The following is a 16591-nucleotide window of genomic DNA, read 5'->3' as shown; positions in this document are numbered from 1 at the left end:
GCTGGAGGGTCGGGGCGGGTCGCCACGACCCAGTTGGGTGGTTCCCAGTGCGTTTGAGCATCACCACGACCGACCGGCGTGCATGGGGACGGGCGGTGACGTTCATTGACCGCGGGCCGCAGGTCCATCACCGTGACGGACATGCGGGTGATGTCGCGAGATTCCAACGGAACTTCGCCCGGATGAAGGCATCCTTCGCCAACAACGTCCTCCCGGCGCGCGACCTGCGCTGGGTCCGACGGATGCAGATCCGGCTGGCCTGACCCGATCTTCCAATGCCCCCGCGCCTCGTCTGGTTGGGAATCGGCCTCTGGATCATCCAGGCCCGACTTGGTGCTGAGACGTTCACGGTGAATCGCGAACTGCAAGTGCAGTTCCTAGGGGCGACTCAGGGAACCAACCACGTCATGCCGGGGCAGCGCCTTCGCCAGCTGCATGGCAGGGCTCCGGCCTGGCTGAGGGATGTTCTGGCACGCCTGTCGCCCGGCAGCGCTGCCCCCGTGATTTCCCGGACGAGCGAAGACGCCACATTGATTCTCTGGTTCTGGGATGCCAGCCCCAGCAACCGCGGCGGATTGCGCTCCCCGTTTGTGCCTCAATTGGTGGTGATGCGACCTCTGGCGGATGACGGTCTGCCGTGGGGACTGGAGGTCTATCCTCAAAGGGCAGGGTGGCCCTGGCTGTTCGACGCCCCGATATACCCGAGGCGTCCGCGGACCATTCTGTTCGAGTTCGCGTCCGCCGGCCGTGGTGCATCGGATCCCTCGTCGCATGTCCGCCACGCCGGAACTTTGCGGGTCCGGAATCCGTCACCCTTTGACGGCCCGTTCTGGACGCCCCAGCCGTTTCCGGTGCGTCGCTCCATCCATGGAATGAACCTAAGTGTGGACGACGTCCACGTGGAACGGTCCATTCGCACCAACGCAGGGCGCCGCTGGATGCACACCCGGATTGTGGCGGAGCTTGCGGGAGATTTCCGCGACCCGGATGTGCGGCAGCGAATTCGCCGGGTCACCCTATCCGATCCCACCGGAAACCGCATTGCACTGGCTCGCTTTCCGAGCTCCGACGCGCAAACGGACGGGGGAAGCGTTCGCTACTGGAGCAGTGCCACGCTGTTTGACGACGATCCCGCGTGGCAGCTCAGCGTGGAGTTGTCGCCCCGACCGGAGGAAGAACGGTCGGAAGTGCTGCAATTTGCCGGAGTTCCGGACAGCAGCCCTTTGCGGACACCGCCTTGGGACGAATCAGGCCTGCTGCCGGTCTCATCCCCGGTTCCGGCACCACCGTCGCAGCAATTGTCCCGGCGGATACCAGGCCTCGGCGTGGGGGATGTCCGGGTATGGTACAGAGACTCTCCCTCCGATTCCCCTTGGGGAGAACCCGTGCAGGTGACCATGACCCTAACCGGAGTCCACTCCAACTCGACGGTGCGTGTCGTCTCCATTGAGGATAGGGAAGGGCGCACTTGGAAGCCGTTGACCCACCAGGACCCGCTCCACTTTGGCCAGATCGGCCGTCAGTCCTCCTGGGAGCTCTTCCCTTCCCAGCTCCAGACCAATGCGACGGCCCCATTCGACGTCTTCGTTGAAGTGATGCTCACACATCGGGTCGATTTTCTCGTGCCAGCCCGCATACCCCGCCACGTTCCGGATGGGGTCCGGAACAGGATCCGGAGTTCGGAATTGCAGGCTGATTGACATCGGTCCCTGGGACCAATCCGCAGGCAGTTCCCCGCCATGCCTCCGGAGGAACAGGTCATTGGGAGCCCACGCGAACGGCCCGGTGGAAGCCCTGACGATCCGTGGTCGCGGGATCGCTGAACGTGGAGGTTCCCGTTCCCGACAGGACCACCTTCATCCGCGATTCCCAGGTGGACGCCTCCAGTTCTCTTGAGAATTCGATGCGGTTTGTAGTGCCCGGCGGGCCGGAAAGTGTGATCCAGGTTTCCGACGACGCCTGAATCCTCAACGGGCCTCGCAGTCAATGGAAGCGGGCCTGGCCGCGCTTGGTATCGCCCCGCCGGGGTGCGCTTCGGGGCTTTCGCGGTGGCCGGGGGCGGCGCATGATGGCGTCCTCATGAGTGACGTGATTTATCCCCGTTCGCCACGGGAGCAGATGAACGGCTGGTGCCATTTGCCCCGACTTCTGGACAAGACCCGCCTGCACCTCGCCGGCCGTCTGGGGCCGGACTACGCAGGGAACTTCGCCTACAAGGGGTTCGATGCGGAATGGCTCAGGCATGCCGGCGTGTCCGCCGAACAGTTTATCGGGGTGGTGCGGGGCACCCTCACGGACGGGGAGGTGTGCGACTGGGTACGGCGCCACGTGCAGCGGTCCCCGGCCGAGAAGGAGTCCTTCAACCAATGGCTGCTGAACCGCGGACGCGAGGAGGATCCGGCGCTGCGGCAGCGGCTCCAGATGCGGAAGGCGGAGGCGGGGCTCGGGCATCGGGACGACATCCAGACGTTCGTGGATTTCATTGACGCCGACGAACAGCGTCTGTGAGGTCGGCCACGTGACGGTCGTTGGCGTGCAGTGGGCGGTCTCCTGGGAGGACAAGACCGCCAATTTCAACCAGGTTCGACGGATGCTGGAGGGCGCGGCGATTCCGCCAGGCTCCTTGGTGGTGCTCCCGGAGATGTTCTCCACTGGATTCAGCCTGCGTGTGGACCGGACCCGGCAGGGGGAGCCTCCGGAAGGTGAGGAATTCCTGGTGGCGCTGGCGCGCGAAACTGGATCGGCGGTGCTGGGGGGCGTGGTGGGTGGCCGGGACGGGGAGGGCAAGCCCTACAACCAGGCGGTGGCCTTTGCGCCCGACGGCCGGTTGCTGGCGCGTTATTCCAAGATCCACCCGTTCCGCTTTGGCGATGAGGCCCTTCACTACGGCGCGGGCGATGCCGTGGTCACCTTCGAGTGGGGCGGCTTCCAGATCGCACCCTTCGTCTGCTACGACCTGCGGTTTCCGGAAATCTTCCGGTCGGCGGTGGACCAGGGCGCAACGCTGTTCGCCGTGATCGCCCAATGGCCGCTCGGCCGCGCGCGGCATTGGTCCACGCTGCTGCGGGCCCGCGCGATCGAGAATCAGTCGGCCGTCGTCGGCGTCAACCGCTGTGGCACGGATCCCCAGCTCGAGTATCCGGGACGCACTGCAATTGTGGACCCGCAGGGCAACACCCTGGCGGAGGGCGACGACACCCCCCGACTCGTGCAGGCGGTTCTCGAACCGGGCGCCGTCGCCGAATGGCGTGCCAGCTTCCCCGCGCTTCGTGATCGGCGCTGGCCGGTGTGACGGGATTCGGAGATGGGTGGGATCAGGGGGCGGGGGTGTCCGCACCGGCCCGGACCCATTCGGCGTTGAATGCGGCATGGGCAATGGTGCCGCCGCCACCGGGATGATCGCTGTAGGTCGCGTGGAGCCACCCGTCGCGAGTCTGGATGAGGCTTGGATAGGAGAAAGAGCCCCGGCCCGGCTCCACCCGCTCGAGCGCCCGCCGCCACCTCCAGGTGCGCCCTTCATCGTCGCTCAACCAGACGGCAAGGGAATGCCGGCCTGATTCGGTGTCGTTGCCGATGAAGGCCCAGGTGCCATCCGCAAGCACCAGGACGTCCGCACCCGAACCGGGGTTGGGGATCTCACTATCCGAGACCGGACCCCAGGTCTCCCCGAGGTCGCCGGAGGTCGCCATCAGGAGCCGTTTCGGTGGGGGGCCGTTGTCCCGCATGCAGGCGACGAGGGTGCCGTCGCGCCGTCGGGCAAGGCTGGGCTGGATGTTGCCGCCCCCGATCAGCGGGGTGCTGGTCCGCCAATGAAGGCCGTCATCGTCGGTGATCGCCATCAACGAGCAGGAGAATCCATCGTGATAGAGGCCGAGGATCAACCGTTCCCCGAGTTGAATCGGATGCGCCCGGGGCATCCAGCCGAGGCGGCGGTACAATTTGTTGGTGGCGTGGGTCCGCATGGACTCCAGATATTCCTCGACTTCGCGGCGTGTCCGGTCGTCCCAGGATGCCACCCCGGCCGCCTGCTCCAGTTCCGGCAGGCGCCGGGCGATGGCAGCGTCGAATTCCGGTCCGGGGGTGACGTGGAGGACCTCGCTGCGCTCCCAGCGCGGTGGCGTGGTCTCCTGCCAGTCGGTGCTGACCCGGTATTTGAGCAGGGCGCCCTCCCACCGGTGATCCAGGATGGTGGGATAAAACAGCCAGAGGCGGCCCCGGGGATCCACGTGGAGCGATGGGTTGCAGTCTGGATACCCCGGAGTGTCGGCCAGCACGAAGCGCTGCCCCCAGGTTCTGGAACCGGCCGGGAGACGGGCGGCTTCGATGCGAACATCGTCCGCCTTGCGTTCCCCGGAGCCGTGGAACCAGCAGGCCAGGAGGTCGCCGTTGGGGGCTTCCACAATGCAGGAACCGTGGTTGTGCCAGGGTTCGACCGGGAAGATCCGCTGTGAGTGATGCTCCGGTTCCGCCGCCGCGACGGCGGGCGGCCCCAGCGACAGGCCGAGGAGTGTGAACAGTACCGGCAGTACCGGGAGGAGCGGCAGGAAGTTTGCGGCCTGGCGCATGACCCAGGGCGCGTCAGCGCAGCAGTTGTTTTTCCAGGTAGCCCACCGTCTGGCGGACCTGCGGATCCACCTCCATCCGGTTCTTCACCGCGCGGACCGCGTGCAGGACCGTGCCGTGGTCGCGGCCCCCGAAGGCGTCGCCGATCGCGCTCAGCGAGGCTTCGGTCAGATTGCGGCACAGGTACATCGCCACCTGGCGGGGAAAGGCGATGTTCTCGGGACGCCGCTTGCTGGTCATGTCTGCGAGCCGGATGTCGTAGTGCTCGGCGACCCGCTTCTGGATCACTTCGAAGGTGATGGCGCGACGGCTCTCCTCCTGGAGGATTTCGCGGAGCAGATGCTCAACATCCTCGAGGCGGAGGGGGCGACCGGTGAGCTTGTTGAAGCTGGCGACGCGGACCAGCGCGCCCTCCAGGCGCCGGATGTTGGTGCGGATGCGATCGGCGAGGAACTGGAGGATGCCGGGCTCGAGATCCACACCGAGTACCACCTGTTTCTGGCGAAGGATGGCGAGGCGGGTTTCGACATCGGGCGGCTGCAGGTCGGCCGCCATGCCCCATTCGAACCTGGAAATCAGCCGCTGCTCCAACCCCGGGATCTCGCTCGGAGGTTTGTCACAGGTGAGCACGATCTGCTTCCGCGCCTCATGCAGCGAGTTGAACGTATGGAAGAACTCCTCCTGGATCCGTTCCTTGCCCGCGAGGAACTGGATGTCGTCCACCAGCAGGCAGTCCACCTGTCGGTACCGCCGTCGAAAGCGGGCCAGCGAGTTGTTCTGCAGGCCGTCAATGAACTCGTTGGTGAACCGTTCGCAGCTCAGGAAGGCCACCTTGAAGTGCTTGCGCTGGCTGAGGATCTCCTGGCCGATCGCGTTGAGCAGGTGGGTTTTGCCGAGACCGACCCCGCCGAACAGAAACAGGGGATTGTAGGAGCGCCCGGGATGCTGGCAGACCGCCAGGCAGGCGCTGTGCGCCATCTGGCTGTTGGAGCCCACCACGAACGTTGAGAAGGTGTTGTTGGGGTTGAACGAGGCCTCAATGGGGCGCCCGTTGGCTGGGGAGCGTCCGTCGGGCCGCACCCCGCGGGCCGGGGCATCGCGAACCAGGGACGCAGCCGGCGCGGAGCCCGGCGCGCCCACCACAAAATCAATGTCCACCGGACGCACTGCGAGCCGGCTGGCCGTGGATCGCAACAGGTCGAGGTAATTGTCCTTCAGCCACATCGCGCAGAAGTCGTCGCGGACCTCCAACTGGAGCCGGTCTCCGTCGAGGCAGACCGGTCGGATGGGCTCGAACCAAAGGGCGTAGATATCGGGCTTCAGCAGGTCCTTGAGGTGCTGTTGCACCCCGGTCCAGAGGCTCTGGGTGGTGGAGGCCATCGGGTGGGCTTCGGAGGAGAGGTTCCGGGGGAGATTTGCCAGCTTATTCACGACCCGTTGTCACCGGGTTGAAACGCGGCGCCCGGGGGCGCAACCCTGCGTTTCCCAAGGAAATAGGTGGGATGCGGTCCCGAGAGGCCGGCGGCTTCAGCCCGGGGCGACAACGATTCTAAATCACTCGAATACAACTGTTTACAATAAATTTTCACCGGAGTTCAACTTTGAGGCGCGACGGATGGCTTTCTTGAGACGGCGCGACGACGGCTGGCTTGTAGGCTGTCGGGTTGCTGCAAACTAGACGAAATTGTTGAGACTTTTCCCCACGTTATTCACAGGCTGTTTTTCGTTCGCTTTTTTGCCGTTTTGGGTTCCTGCGGACCGGGTGGGGACCGGTCTTGGGACGGCCGGGGGCGGCTGTCGGGCCGGACCCGGGGTCAAACGGCCGCTTCGCCGCGTTCATCGGTGCGGATCCGCACCGCCTCATCGAGGCTGGAGACGAAGATCTTGCCGTCCCCGATCTTGCCGGTCTTGGCGGCTTTGATGATCGCTGCTATGGCTGCCGGCACCCGGGCATCGGCCACGGCAATTTCGATCTTGATCTTGGGCAGGAAGTCCACCGTGTACTCGCTCCCGCGGTACACCTCGGTATGGCCCTTCTGTCGGCCAAACCCCTTGACCTCGCTGATGGTCATGCCCTCGACGCCCGCTTCGTTGAGGGATTCCTTCACTTCCTCGAGTTTGAAGGGCTTGATGATCGCTTCGATTTTTTTCATGGGCAGGGGGGGCATTCGGACCGGCTCCTTTTCTATGCCGGCATCGTCGTTGAAGTAAACGGATTTCTCCGGGCCCCTCAGGACTTCGTGGGCTGTCGGCGCAGGCCCCGGATCCGGGGGAGTGCGGCCGGGTTGCAAACCGGGGATTCGGGGGGAGTTTTTGCTCATGAACCGTCGGTTTTCGTTGGCGCTGATCGCCGTGGCTGCGGGTGGTGCGCTGGGGATCGCCGGGTGCCAGGTCACCCGGGCGGGATACGAATCGGCGCCCTACCAGGTGTTGTTCGAGGAGGAGGGTGTGGAGGTTCGCCAGTACCCGGCCCTGCGGGTCGCCAGGACCCCGGCATCCGGGGACGATTTCATGCGGCTCTTCCGCTACATCTCCAAGGGCAACGAGGCCGAACAGAAAATTGCCATGACCACTCCGGTCCTCATGGCAGGCGTGGGCACCACCAACGCTTCGATGGCCTTCGTGCTGCCGGCCGGACTCGACGCACCGCCCGCACCGACCGGGGATGCCGTGGCGGTGACGGCGCTGGAACCCGCGACCTATGCCGTGCGTCGGTTCCGCGGGAGCCGGCAGGGCGCGGATGGCGATGCGGTCGGTGAACTCGAGGTTTGGATGCGGGCGCGAAATCTTCCACAGGAGGGTGCCCCGGTCTTCGCGTACTATGATCCGCCCTGGATTCCCGGCTTCCTGCGACGCAACGAGGTGATGATTCCCACTACATGGAAGCCCGGGGCGGCCGACGTGCGCTGAGAGCGGCGGCGCTCAGTGCCGATGCTGTCGGTGGCACGCGCTGCACGCGGTTCCGAGGGCTTTCAGCGCGGGGCCCGGGTCGGTTGCGGGATTTCCGAGGATTTCCCAGAGTCGCTGGGCGGCGTCCACCGTCTCCGCGAGCTGTTGCCGATACCCGGGGGTGCGGCTCGCGATGCCGGGGTGCCGTCCCCATTCCCGGAGCGCTTCCAGCATCAGCAGCGCCTCGGTGCGCAGGCCCCTGGAATCCCCGGATGATTCCCGGCCGTCGCGCTGCGCGACCTGCACCTTGAGGCGGTCCAGGTGGCCGTCCAGCGTGACCATGACCTCCACCTCGCCGGAGGGAGGGACGGACTCGGCAAGAGGTGGGGCGTCGCCAGCCGGCGGGGTCGCCGGGAGGGCAAAGTTTTGGACCGCTGTGTAGAGACCGACGTAGCTGGGATCCGTTCCCGCCTGGGTCAGGAAGGATGCCGCCTGCGTCGGGGACCACGCCCCGTCCGCCATGGCCATGATCGCGGCGGCGGCCGGTCCGCGGTGTCGTCCATGATGGCAGTGGACGAACACGATGCCGGTGGACTCCCGGGTCGCCTGGACGAGCTGGGTCAAACGGGTGGACGACACCCCATCGTATCCGATGGGCACGTGAACGTAGCGCAGGCCGTGACGCCGGGCGGTCTCGAGATCCGGAGACGCGCCATCCACGCTCACCACCACCTTGACCCCGGACCGGGCGAGTGCGGCGAAGGCCTCGTCATTCCCGGGTTGTGCGCCGGACCAGAGGCGGGGCGTGAGTTGAAACGCGGCATGGACCGCGCTGTTGGTCCACGGCGACGCGGGGCCGGGCGAGGGTATTTCTGCCGGAGTTGGGTCACCCCAAACGCCCGGGCTGCCCGTGGCGACGGACAGGGCGCAGCACCGGAGGAGGATTTGGAGGTTGAATCGCACCGGGAGGCGATGGAAGGGGGGCGGGAACTCTGCCGTGAACGCCGGACCGTGATGGTGCGGGGACGGCGTCGTGCCGGGTGGCCGGGGCGACACGGTCCCCCGATGGCCGCCGCGTCAGCGACCGAGACGGAGGCTCCACCGGTCCCTCTCAGGCATCCGGGGCGGGGGGTGCCGGGGCGTCCGCCCCGGGGGCGCCCGGGCGGGACAGGCGGGACGCCCGCGACTTTTGCCACTTCTCGTATTGCTCTTCGGTGAGGATGGATCGGGTCGTGGCGGCTGCGGCCTCGCGGAGTTCCCGGATTTTCGCCATGCGCTGTTCGCGTGTGAGACTGGAGTCGTCGCGGACGGCCCGGAGCTTCTCCAACTGATCGCGTTGCGCCTCCCGCAACTGGTCGCGTTGCGCGTCGGTCAGGCCAAGTTCTGCCAGCGTGGCCTCACTGCGCGCCCGGCCGGCCTCGGCACGTTCGGCGGCTGGAGGGCGCGGGAGACCCGCTGCGGGGGCGGGAATAGCGCCTCCGCCCCCGGGGGTCGCCTCGTCGGCCGCGGTGGCGGGGATGGGCAGTCCGGGTACGGCCAGCGTCAGCAGCACCGCTGCGGGAAGAATGCGGAGGGACTTCATGACGGCTCAAATTGAATTCGATCTATCAGTAGCCATTGATCGCGCCAATGTCCCGACCATTTGCGCGACAATCAATGGCAAGATTCCGCAAGCCGCCTCCCTGGCCCCGGCTATAATCCGGCCGTGCTCTGGAATGGTTCCAACGCCGGGATGCCCCGGAGCGGGCAGCGCCGGCACGCCGGATTCACCCTGCTCGAACTGCTGGTGGTGGTGGGGATCATCGCGATTCTTGCCGGCTTGCTCCTGCCGGCGTTGGGCAGGGCCAAATCCCAGGCACGGAAGGTCAATGAAATGTCGGCCGCGCGGCAGTTGATGCTCGCCTGGCACGTGTACGCCGATGATCACGGCGACCGGGTGCTGAAGGGCTACCGCCAGTTCCAGCCCGGGGAACCCCTGCCCGTGGACCACTCCGGGCAGCCGGTGCCCAATCCGATCAACAGCCGGTATCCCTGGCGCCTCGCACCGTGGCTTGGGCGCAGTTTTCCGGCGATGTATGTGAACGAGAACCGCCCGCTGCTCGAGCAGTTCCAGCGATTGGAGGACCCCTTCATTGCGACCTATGCGGCGAGCGTGTTTCCGTCGCTGGGCATCAACGCGACCTTCGTGGGTGGCGACGATCTGGAGCTGCCGCCCGAACCCCGGGCCTTTGAGCGCTTCGGTCCGTTCTGCGTGTTGAAGACCACGGACGCCTGGAGTCCCGGCGACCTGATCGTCTTCGCGTCGGCGCGCGGCCCCTTCGAGGGGCGGGTGGTCCAGGGATTCTACCTCGTCAAATCGCCGTTCTTCATGGCCCGGCGCTGGTCCGAGCAGTTTCGGGCCGGGGATGGACCCGAGGCCTGGGGGCACGTGCATCCGCGATTTTCGGGCCGGGCCGTGGCGGGCATGGTGGATGGCCACGTCGAGGCGCTGAATCACCGCGAACTGTCGGACATGCGCCACTGGGCCAATCAGGCCGACCGGGCGGACTGGACCCTCCAGCGCATTCGCTGAGGCCCCTCATTCGACGGTGATGGCGCGCATCGCCGGATGCAGGGTGCCGTTCACGTCACGTCCCTGGACGCAGATGTAATGCGTGCCCGGCGGGAGCCCGTCGGGCAGCGATCCCTTCCAGAGGTGCGGGGACGGGATCGGCTTGGGCAGGAGCCGCCATGGCGCCACTGCATTGGTGCCCTCGCGCTCCCGCTGGGCGACGAACACCGGGTCCGGCTCGCGCACCTGCTGGAGTTTCAGCCACGGCCCGCGGTTGTTGAGGCGCATCTCCACGACGGAGTTTTCGGCACCGTTGAAGAGGTTCACGTAGACCGGGGTCGAGCCGGTCGCCGCCGACGCCACCGTCTCGGGGGTGTGGATGTTCATCTGGTAGCCGCCGGGCCGCCGGGCCGCCTTGAAATCCACACTCACCCCCCGGTCGCGGAACGTGAGCACCGTGTAGCCGTTGGGGGCTCCACACGACATCGTGGTCTGGGGAATGCCGAGCTCGTCCGGTGCACCGCCCCACCAGCTGCCGCAGGCCGTGACGTTGACGATGTGATGATGCGGACGTGCACCGCGCCAGCCGTCCTCCGCCTTCAGGAACCGGTGCTCGTGCCAGTGGGTGTGCCCGGCGATGCTCAGGCAGTACGGGCGTCCTTCAATGAGCCGGTACACGGCCTCCCGGTTGGCCAGATCATTGATCGGGACGTGCATCATCAAGAGCACCAGCTGGCGTTGCGGCACCCCCTGCAGATCGGCCTCCAGCCAGGCGAGCTGGCGCTCGTCCAGCGACGGGCGCCACGTCGAACTTGAGGTCCGCTCGGCCGGGGGCACCCACCGGATGTTGTCCAGCGCCACGAAATGGACCGGGCCGTAGTCGAAGGAGAAGTAGTTGGGCCCGTACAGCCGGTTGTACGTGTCGTCGAACGCGTCCGCGTCGGGGGCGTCGGTGTTGATGTCGTGGTTGCCGATCACGTTCCACCACGGAATGCCGATCAGGGCGACCGCGGCGTTATGCGGTTCCATGACGCTCAGATCGTCGAACACGATGTCGCCCAGCGTGACGCCGAATGACGCATTCGTCTGGCCAATCAACTCTTCGACGATGTCGTGCTTGAAGTAATCCACCTCCCGGAGATCCCGGGGCTGGGTGTCGCCGAAAAACAGCGCCTGGAAGACCTCGGGTTCCCGCTGGCGGCTGAGGGGGAAGTCCACGGACGCCGGCAGCGGCCCCGTGGGCGGGACCCCGGCGTATTTGAGGGGCGGCGACCCGGCGGGCTTGTGAGTGTAGAAGAAGCGGGGGAGACGGTCGGCGGAAAGGGGCGGGGTGAATCCGCGGGGTTTGATGACGAAGAATGTGGTCTCGGGGCCGTCCAACACCGGCAGCCGCCACCGGCCTTCGCGGTCGGTGGTGACGATGTCACGCTGGTTCGAGACGCGGACGCCCCGCAGGCCGCGCTCTCCGGGGTCGCGAAGGCCGTTGCCATTGGCATCCTCGAACACCACGCCGGTGGCGATTTCTGCGGCGGATGCCGCCACGGCAATCCCGAGGGTGATCAGCGTCACCCACCACCCGCGGTGGCCCGTCCCCCTGCTGCCGGATTTGGAGTGCATGCCGGCAGGCTATCCGGGGTGGGATCCGTTTCACAAACTGCAAGTGACCGGACGCTGCAGATGGATCGCGGCGCCGGCCGGGTTTCCGGGACCGGTGCCCGGGCCTTTTCGCTCGCGCCGGGCGCGGACGGCCCGCCAATCTTCCCCGGTCATGCCGTTGCGCCGTCCGTCCCTGCCCTTCCTGATGGGTTTCGTTTCTCTGGCATTGCTTGCGGGATCCGCTCTGCATGCCGGTCCTCGCGCGGTGCCTCCGGAGCGCCAGACCGCGCTGGACCGCTACGTGGCGGCGCCCGACGCGACCTATGGCTGGACCCGGGTGATTTCGATGCGGGACGAGAGCGCCACGGGGTACGCCCTGGAACTGACCTCGCAGACCTGGCGGTCCGCGGCCGAGGTGGATCGCCCGACGTGGAAGCACTGGCTCCTGGTGGTCAAGCCCGACGACCTGGCCCACACCACGGGCCTGCTGTTCATTTCCGGGGGCAACAACCGCGGCACCCGTCCGCCGGCACCGGGTCGCGAGTTGATCCGGATCGCCAAGGACACCCGGTGCGTGGTCGCGGAGCTGCGCATGGTGCCCAACCAACCGCTGGTGCTCGACAACGACGGGGTCGAGCGGGTGGAGGACGATTTCATTGCCTGGACCTGGGACCGGTTCCTGCGCACCGGTGACGCGCTCTGGCCGGCACGGCTGCCGATGACCAAGGCGGCAGTCCGCGCCATGGATGCGGTGACCGAGTTCCTCGCGTCCGAGGACGGCGGCAAGGTCACGGTGGACCGCTTCGTCGTGGCCGGCGGTTCGAAGCGCGGTTGGACGACGTGGACGACGGCAATCGTGGATGACCGCGTGGTGGCCATCTGTCCGATTGTCATTGATGTGCTCAATGTCGAGCCGTCCATGCTCCATCATTATCAGGCCTACGGGTTCTATGCTCCCGCGGTCGGGAATTATGCGGAACAGCACCGGATCATGGACTGGCTGGGCACGCCCGAGATCGAGCAGTTGAACCGGATTGAGGACCCGTTTGCCTATCTGGAGCGGCTCGACCTGCCCAAGCTCCTCATCAATGCGACGGGAGACCAATTCTTCCTGCCGGACTCCTCGCAGTTCTATTTCGATCGGCTTCCCGGGGTGAAATACCTCCGCTACGTGCCGAATGCGGACCATTCCCTGCGCAACACCGATGCCTACGAAACCCTGCTTGCGTGGCAGTTCGTGATCGCCAATCGCCGGCCGTTTCCAAGATTTGAATGGACCCACAGTGATGGCGGTGTGCTCACGGTCACGACCGAGGACCGCCCCGAACAGGTCGTCCTGTGGCGTGCCCACAATCCGTCCGTTCGCGACTTCCGCATGGAGGTCGCCGGCCCCGTCTTCCAGTCGGTGCCCATGGAGTCGGACGCCCCCGGCGTGTTTCGTGCCCGCGTGCCACGGCCGGAGGGCGGCTGGACGGCGTATTTCGCGGAGTTGACCTACGATGTGGGCGCGGCGGCACCGCTCAAGGTGACCACCGACGTCAAGGTCACCCCGGACACCCTGCCGTTCCCGCCGCCCAATCCAATCCGCCCCAAGGGATTCCTCTCGCGTTGAAGGCATCCCGGCTGTCCTGAGCCTCATGGTCACTCACCGCATTGGCATCATCGGCGGATCCGGCCTGTACCAGATTGACGGGTTCGAGCGTCAGCGCTGGCGGCGCGTCCGGACGCCTTTTGGTCCGCCTTCCGATGCCCTGCTGACCGGGGAGTTGTGCGGACGGGAAGTCGTCTTCCTGCCCCGCCACGGCCGGGGGCATCGTCTGCTTCCCGGGGAGTTGAACCACCGGGCCAATCTCTGGGCATTGAAGTCGCTGGGCGTGGCTTGGGTACTCAGTGTGAGTGCCGTCGGATCGTTGCAGGCGCGGTATCGTCCCCGCGACGTCGTGCTTGTGGACCAGTTCTTTGACCGGACCAAACGCGCTGCGGACCACACCTTCTTTGGCAACGGTATTGTGGCCCATGTGGCCTTTGCCCATCCGGTGTGTGAGGAGCTTCGCCGGTTGCTGCTGCGGGCGTCGAAGGGGTGTGGCGTGCGGATCCACGATGGCGGCACCTACGTGAACATGGAGGGACCCGCCTTCAGCACGCGTGCCGAGTCCATGCTCAATCACCGCCTTGGCTTTGACGTGGTCGGCATGACCAATCTGGGCGAGGCCAAGTGCGCCCGTGAGGCGGAAATCGCCTACGCCACGATGGCGATGGTCACCGACTACGACTGCTGGAAGGAGGACGAGGCGCATGTGACTGTGGACCTCGTCATCGAAAACCTCCATCGCAACGCCGCCGCCGCCCAGACGATCCTGCAGAAGACACTGCCCCTGATTCCAGAAGCGCCGGGCTGGCCGTGTCACGAGGCGCTCAAGAACGCCATCCTGACGGACCGCGCCCATTGGCCCGCGGCGACGGTGCGGCGGTTGGGTCCGATTCTTGAGAAATACTGCGCCGCGTGAGCGTTTGGGTGCCCACAGGCCTGGCTGACAACTGCGCCCGGATTTCGTGGGGCGGGCACCTGTGTCCGGAGTGGTCTCAACGGCCGCGGTGCGTCAGTCTTTCCCCATGCACTCCCGTTCCGATTCCGGCTGGCACGCCTCACGCCGAGATTTTCTCAGGTCGGCCGCCTTGGGCGCGGCGTCCCTTGGCGGGTTGCCTGTCCTTGCGACTGATGACGTCGAACGCGGCTTCGGGGTGAATGCTGCCCCCGGGTGGGTTGCGGGCGTCCACGGCTACGCGGAGGCACACAGTGTCACCGCGGGAAGCCGGATTTGGTTCGCCGTGAGTTCGGATGTGCCCTATCGGCTGGAGCTGGTCCGCCTGGGAATTGAGGTGGATGACCCGGCCGGCGATCTGGTGATCCACGACGCCGGAACGTTTCCCGCGGGCCGGCAGCCGATTCACCCGGGCAGCCATGTCCACGTGCCGCGCGGGATTCGCGGGTCCCGGAAAGCCCTGACGATCGAATGCTGGGTCCGCCCCTGGTCCCTGGAGCGACTCCAGGGGCTGGTGACGCAGGAGGACAAGTCCAGTGACGCCGGATTTGCCCTGGGTCTGGGCAGCGGCGGGTATGTGGGCTGGTTCCTCGGGAATGGCGTGGGCCCCGACGAGGCCGTCGTGCACCGCACGGCCCCCGGCGTCGTGGCGCGAGGGCGATGGCATCATGTCGTGGGACGCTGGGATGGCGTGGACAAACAGGTGTGGGTGGATGGCCTGCGGGTGGCGTCGTGGCCGTTCGCCGGTCCGCTGGTGCCGGGCCGGCATCCAATCCGGCTCGGTGCCATGGGGGAAGACGGATGGGTGGTGAAGCATCTTGATGGCGATCTCGCGCAATGCGCCGTGTATGCCCGGGCATTGTCTGACGCCGAGATCGTGGCCCGATCCGAGAGCCGCGGGCTCAAGACCGCCAACGGGCGGGGCGTGCTGGCGGCGTGGGATTTTTCCGAGGAACGTGGCGATCGTGTGGGCGACCGGTCCGGGGCGGGCCGGCACGGACGGCTCTGCAACCGGGGCACATGGATGATCGGGGGTCCCTCCTGGGATCCGGACGTGCCTCGATTCGGCGATTACGATCCCGGCCGCGATCCCTCACGGGGACACGGCCTGCGTCTGGCCTCCGATGACCTCTATGATTGCGGCTGGCGTCCGGTGCTGAACTGGCGGGTGCCGTCCGAGGCCCGGAGCGGCATTCATACCGCCCGAATCCGGTATCTTGGGGACGGGCGCGAACGGTTGTACGACATCACCTTCCTCGTCCGGCGCGCGGCGCGGTCGCGTCCGGCCCCGATCCTCGCCCTCTGTGCCACCAACACGTGGCGGGCGTACAACGGGGCGCCGTTCGGGGTGTGGCCCGATGCCCTGCACGCGGTCATCGGCACCGACGGCCTGCCCAACGCGCCGGGAAATCCCCCGGCCTTCTGTCTGTACCGCCGCCATGCGGCGGGGCAGGGCACCTACCACGTCGGGCTGCGCATGCCGTGGCCGGTGGCCGGGCCCTATGTGCTCTACGGTGGACCCACCCGCTACAGCCATCTCATGCGTGCCGAACGGTTCCTGCACACGTGGTTCGAACGGACCGGCTACCGGTTTGAGGTCATGGCGGATGACGACCTCCATCGGCATCCGGAGCGGCTCCGCGACCACCGCGTCGTGGTGCTCAACGGGCACAGCGAATACTGGTCGCTGCCCATGCTGCAGGGCCTTCGGGAATTCCTGGGTGCCGGGGGGCAGCTCGTGGTGCTGTCCGGGAACTCCCTGTTCTGGCGGGTGAGCTTTGACCCGGGTGGGACGGTGATGGAGTGCCGGAAGGTGGACGCCCCGGGCGACCAGATGCTGCCGCAGGAACGCGGGGAAAGCTGGCACAGCGACGACGGTTTGCGGGGCGGGTTGTTGCGCGATTGCGGGCATCCCGGCTGGCGGTACATCGGTCTGGAAACCCTCGGTTGGAATAATCAGTCCAATCCGAAGAACTTTGGCCCGTTTCTGGCCACCGCGACCGACCACTTCCTCTACCACCAGCCCGAGGAAACCGGGATCGGTCCGGGGGAGAGCTTCGGGCACGGTTCCGATGGCGGGTTGCCCCTGGCCAACGGTCACGAGATTGACCTTCGGCTCTCCACACTGGCCGCGCTGCAGGAAGAACCGTCCCCCCCGGGTGCCATCATGCCCGACGATCCTCCGGGCATCGTCCAGCTCGCCAACGGCGTCATCCCGTGGCGCGAGGGCGGCGCGGCATTCGACTACTTTTTCCGCCCGATCCGGCCGCGCACCGACCAGGGTGGCGAGCTGATTTACTGGGAGCGCCCGGAAGGGGGGCGGGTGTTCAACGCCGGAAGCATCGGGTCCGGATGGGCGCTGTCCGCAGATCCACGTTTCCAGACCCTGATGCGCAATGTGCTCGCGCACTTCGGGGTCCTGCCGGGGGCGTGATCACTGGGACCGGCC

At 66.6% G+C, this 16591-nt stretch carries 15 protein-coding genes and 1 pseudogene; 10 read left to right on the top strand and 6 right to left on the bottom strand.

Going from position 1 to position 16591, the window contains the following annotated elements:
- The 5 genes from KF791_11345 to KF791_11325 all read left to right on the top strand — a co-directional run.
- The coding region (locus tag KF791_11345) for a hypothetical protein (GenBank protein ID MBX3733174.1) at window positions 1-263 on the top strand (263 nt) is incomplete at its 5' end.
- A gap of 12 nt (window positions 264-275) precedes the next feature.
- Window positions 276-1700 carry a hypothetical protein gene (locus KF791_11340; GenBank protein MBX3733173.1) on the top strand — a complete coding sequence of 475 codons (1425 nt, stop codon included), beginning with the start codon at window positions 276-278 and terminating at the stop codon, window positions 1698-1700.
- Between the two features lie 104 nt (window positions 1701-1804).
- Window positions 1805-1963 carry a hypothetical protein gene (locus KF791_11335; GenBank protein MBX3733172.1) on the top strand — a complete coding sequence of 53 codons (159 nt, stop codon included), beginning with the start codon at window positions 1805-1807 and terminating at the stop codon, window positions 1961-1963.
- Between the two features lie 116 nt (window positions 1964-2079).
- Entirely contained in the window at window positions 2080-2508 is a 429-nt protein-coding gene (locus KF791_11330) for a DUF5069 domain-containing protein (GenBank protein ID MBX3733171.1), read from the top strand.
- A gap of 10 nt (window positions 2509-2518) precedes the next feature.
- Window positions 2519-3292, top strand: a complete 774-nt coding sequence (locus KF791_11325; GenBank protein MBX3733170.1) for a carbon-nitrogen family hydrolase — start codon at window positions 2519-2521, stop codon at window positions 3290-3292.
- Window positions 3293-3314: 22 nt separating this feature from the next.
- On the opposite strand, the gene KF791_11320 is transcribed toward KF791_11325, so the two are convergent.
- The 3 genes from KF791_11320 to KF791_11310 all read right to left on the bottom strand — a co-directional run bounded on the left by KF791_11320 (window position 3315) and on the right by KF791_11310 (window position 6716).
- A complete protein-coding gene (locus tag KF791_11320; GenBank protein MBX3733169.1) occupies window positions 3315-4565 on the bottom strand; it encodes an exo-alpha-sialidase in 1251 nt (416 codons plus the stop codon).
- Between the two features lie 13 nt (window positions 4566-4578).
- The gene (dnaA, locus tag KF791_11315) at window positions 4579-5943 is read right to left on the bottom strand and encodes a chromosomal replication initiator protein DnaA (protein MBX3733168.1); all 1365 of its coding nucleotides are present in this window, start codon (window positions 5941-5943) and stop codon (window positions 4579-4581) included.
- Window positions 5944-6377: 434 nt separating this feature from the next.
- Window positions 6378-6716, bottom strand: a complete 339-nt coding sequence (locus KF791_11310) for a P-II family nitrogen regulator (protein ID MBX3733167.1) — start codon at window positions 6714-6716, stop codon at window positions 6378-6380.
- Window positions 6717-6882: 166 nt separating this feature from the next.
- Between KF791_11310 and KF791_11305 the strand changes: the two genes are divergently transcribed.
- Window positions 6883-7473: a heme-binding protein gene (locus tag KF791_11305; protein MBX3733166.1), complete on the top strand. Its 591-nt coding sequence runs from the start codon at window positions 6883-6885 to the stop codon at window positions 7471-7473.
- Window positions 7474-7485: 12 nt separating this feature from the next.
- Here the strand turns inward: KF791_11305 and KF791_11300 are convergent, their stop codons facing one another.
- Window positions 7486-8415, bottom strand: a complete 930-nt coding sequence (locus tag KF791_11300) for a hypothetical protein (protein MBX3733165.1) — start codon at window positions 8413-8415, stop codon at window positions 7486-7488.
- Between the two features lie 148 nt (window positions 8416-8563).
- Window positions 8564-9034, bottom strand: a complete 471-nt coding sequence (locus KF791_11295) for a hypothetical protein (GenBank protein MBX3733164.1) — start codon at window positions 9032-9034, stop codon at window positions 8564-8566.
- Window positions 9035-9184: 150 nt separating this feature from the next.
- Here KF791_11295 and KF791_11290 point away from each other — a divergent pair.
- Window positions 9185-9394: pseudogene (locus KF791_11290) on the top strand (type II secretion system protein).
- Between the two features lie 636 nt (window positions 9395-10030).
- On the opposite strand, the gene KF791_11285 reads toward KF791_11290, so the two are convergent.
- Window positions 10031-11620, bottom strand: a complete 1590-nt coding sequence (locus KF791_11285) for a calcineurin-like phosphoesterase family protein (protein MBX3733163.1) — start codon at window positions 11618-11620, stop codon at window positions 10031-10033.
- A gap of 151 nt (window positions 11621-11771) precedes the next feature.
- Here KF791_11285 and KF791_11280 point away from each other — a divergent pair, with 151 nt between their 5' ends.
- The 3 genes from KF791_11280 to KF791_11270 all read left to right on the top strand — a co-directional run bounded on the left by KF791_11280 (window position 11772) and on the right by KF791_11270 (window position 16576).
- Window positions 11772-13211, top strand: coding sequence for a PhoPQ-activated pathogenicity-related family protein (locus KF791_11280; protein ID MBX3733162.1), 1440 nt, complete (start codon window positions 11772-11774; stop codon window positions 13209-13211).
- A 25-nt stretch (window positions 13212-13236) separates the two neighbouring features.
- The gene (mtnP, locus tag KF791_11275; protein ID MBX3733161.1) at window positions 13237-14106 is read left to right on the top strand and encodes an S-methyl-5'-thioadenosine phosphorylase; all 870 of its coding nucleotides are present in this window, start codon (window positions 13237-13239) and stop codon (window positions 14104-14106) included.
- A gap of 106 nt (window positions 14107-14212) precedes the next feature.
- Window positions 14213-16576, top strand: coding sequence for a LamG domain-containing protein (locus KF791_11270; protein ID MBX3733160.1), 2364 nt, complete (start codon window positions 14213-14215; stop codon window positions 16574-16576).
- Window positions 16577-16591: the final 15 nt, after the last annotated feature.

It is taken from the genome of Verrucomicrobiia bacterium (assembly GCA_019634635.1).
Taxonomy (GTDB): Bacteria; Verrucomicrobiota; Verrucomicrobiia; order Limisphaerales; family UBA9464; genus UBA9464.
Note: the sequence above shows the minus strand (reverse complement) of the source record. Positions and strands in the feature narration are given on the sequence as shown.

Excerpts from the sequence above, each read along its gene's own strand:
- KF791_11270 (MBX3733160.1), top strand. The coding sequence starts at position 14,213 with ATGCACTCCCGTTCCGATTCCGGCTGGCACGCCTCACGCCGAGATTTT.
- KF791_11310 (MBX3733167.1), bottom strand. The coding sequence starts at position 6,716 with ATGAAAAAAATCGAAGCGATCATCAAGCCCTTCAAACTCGAGGAAGTG.
- KF791_11305 (MBX3733166.1), top strand. The coding sequence starts at position 6,883 with ATGAACCGTCGGTTTTCGTTGGCGCTGATCGCCGTGGCTGCGGGTGGT.
- KF791_11285 (MBX3733163.1), bottom strand. The coding sequence starts at position 11,620 with ATGCACTCCAAATCCGGCAGCAGGGGGACGGGCCACCGCGGGTGGTGG.
- dnaA (MBX3733168.1), bottom strand. The coding sequence starts at position 5,943 with ATGGCCTCCACCACCCAGAGCCTCTGGACCGGGGTGCAACAGCACCTC.
- KF791_11340 (MBX3733173.1), top strand. The coding sequence starts at position 276 with ATGCCCCCGCGCCTCGTCTGGTTGGGAATCGGCCTCTGGATCATCCAG.
- KF791_11295 (MBX3733164.1), bottom strand. The coding sequence starts at position 9,034 with ATGAAGTCCCTCCGCATTCTTCCCGCAGCGGTGCTGCTGACGCTGGCC.
- KF791_11280 (MBX3733162.1), top strand. The coding sequence starts at position 11,772 with ATGCCGTTGCGCCGTCCGTCCCTGCCCTTCCTGATGGGTTTCGTTTCT.
- KF791_11330 (MBX3733171.1), top strand. The coding sequence starts at position 2,080 with ATGAGTGACGTGATTTATCCCCGTTCGCCACGGGAGCAGATGAACGGC.
- mtnP (MBX3733161.1), top strand. The coding sequence starts at position 13,237 with ATGGTCACTCACCGCATTGGCATCATCGGCGGATCCGGCCTGTACCAG.
- KF791_11320 (MBX3733169.1), bottom strand. The coding sequence starts at position 4,565 with ATGCGCCAGGCCGCAAACTTCCTGCCGCTCCTCCCGGTACTGCCGGTA.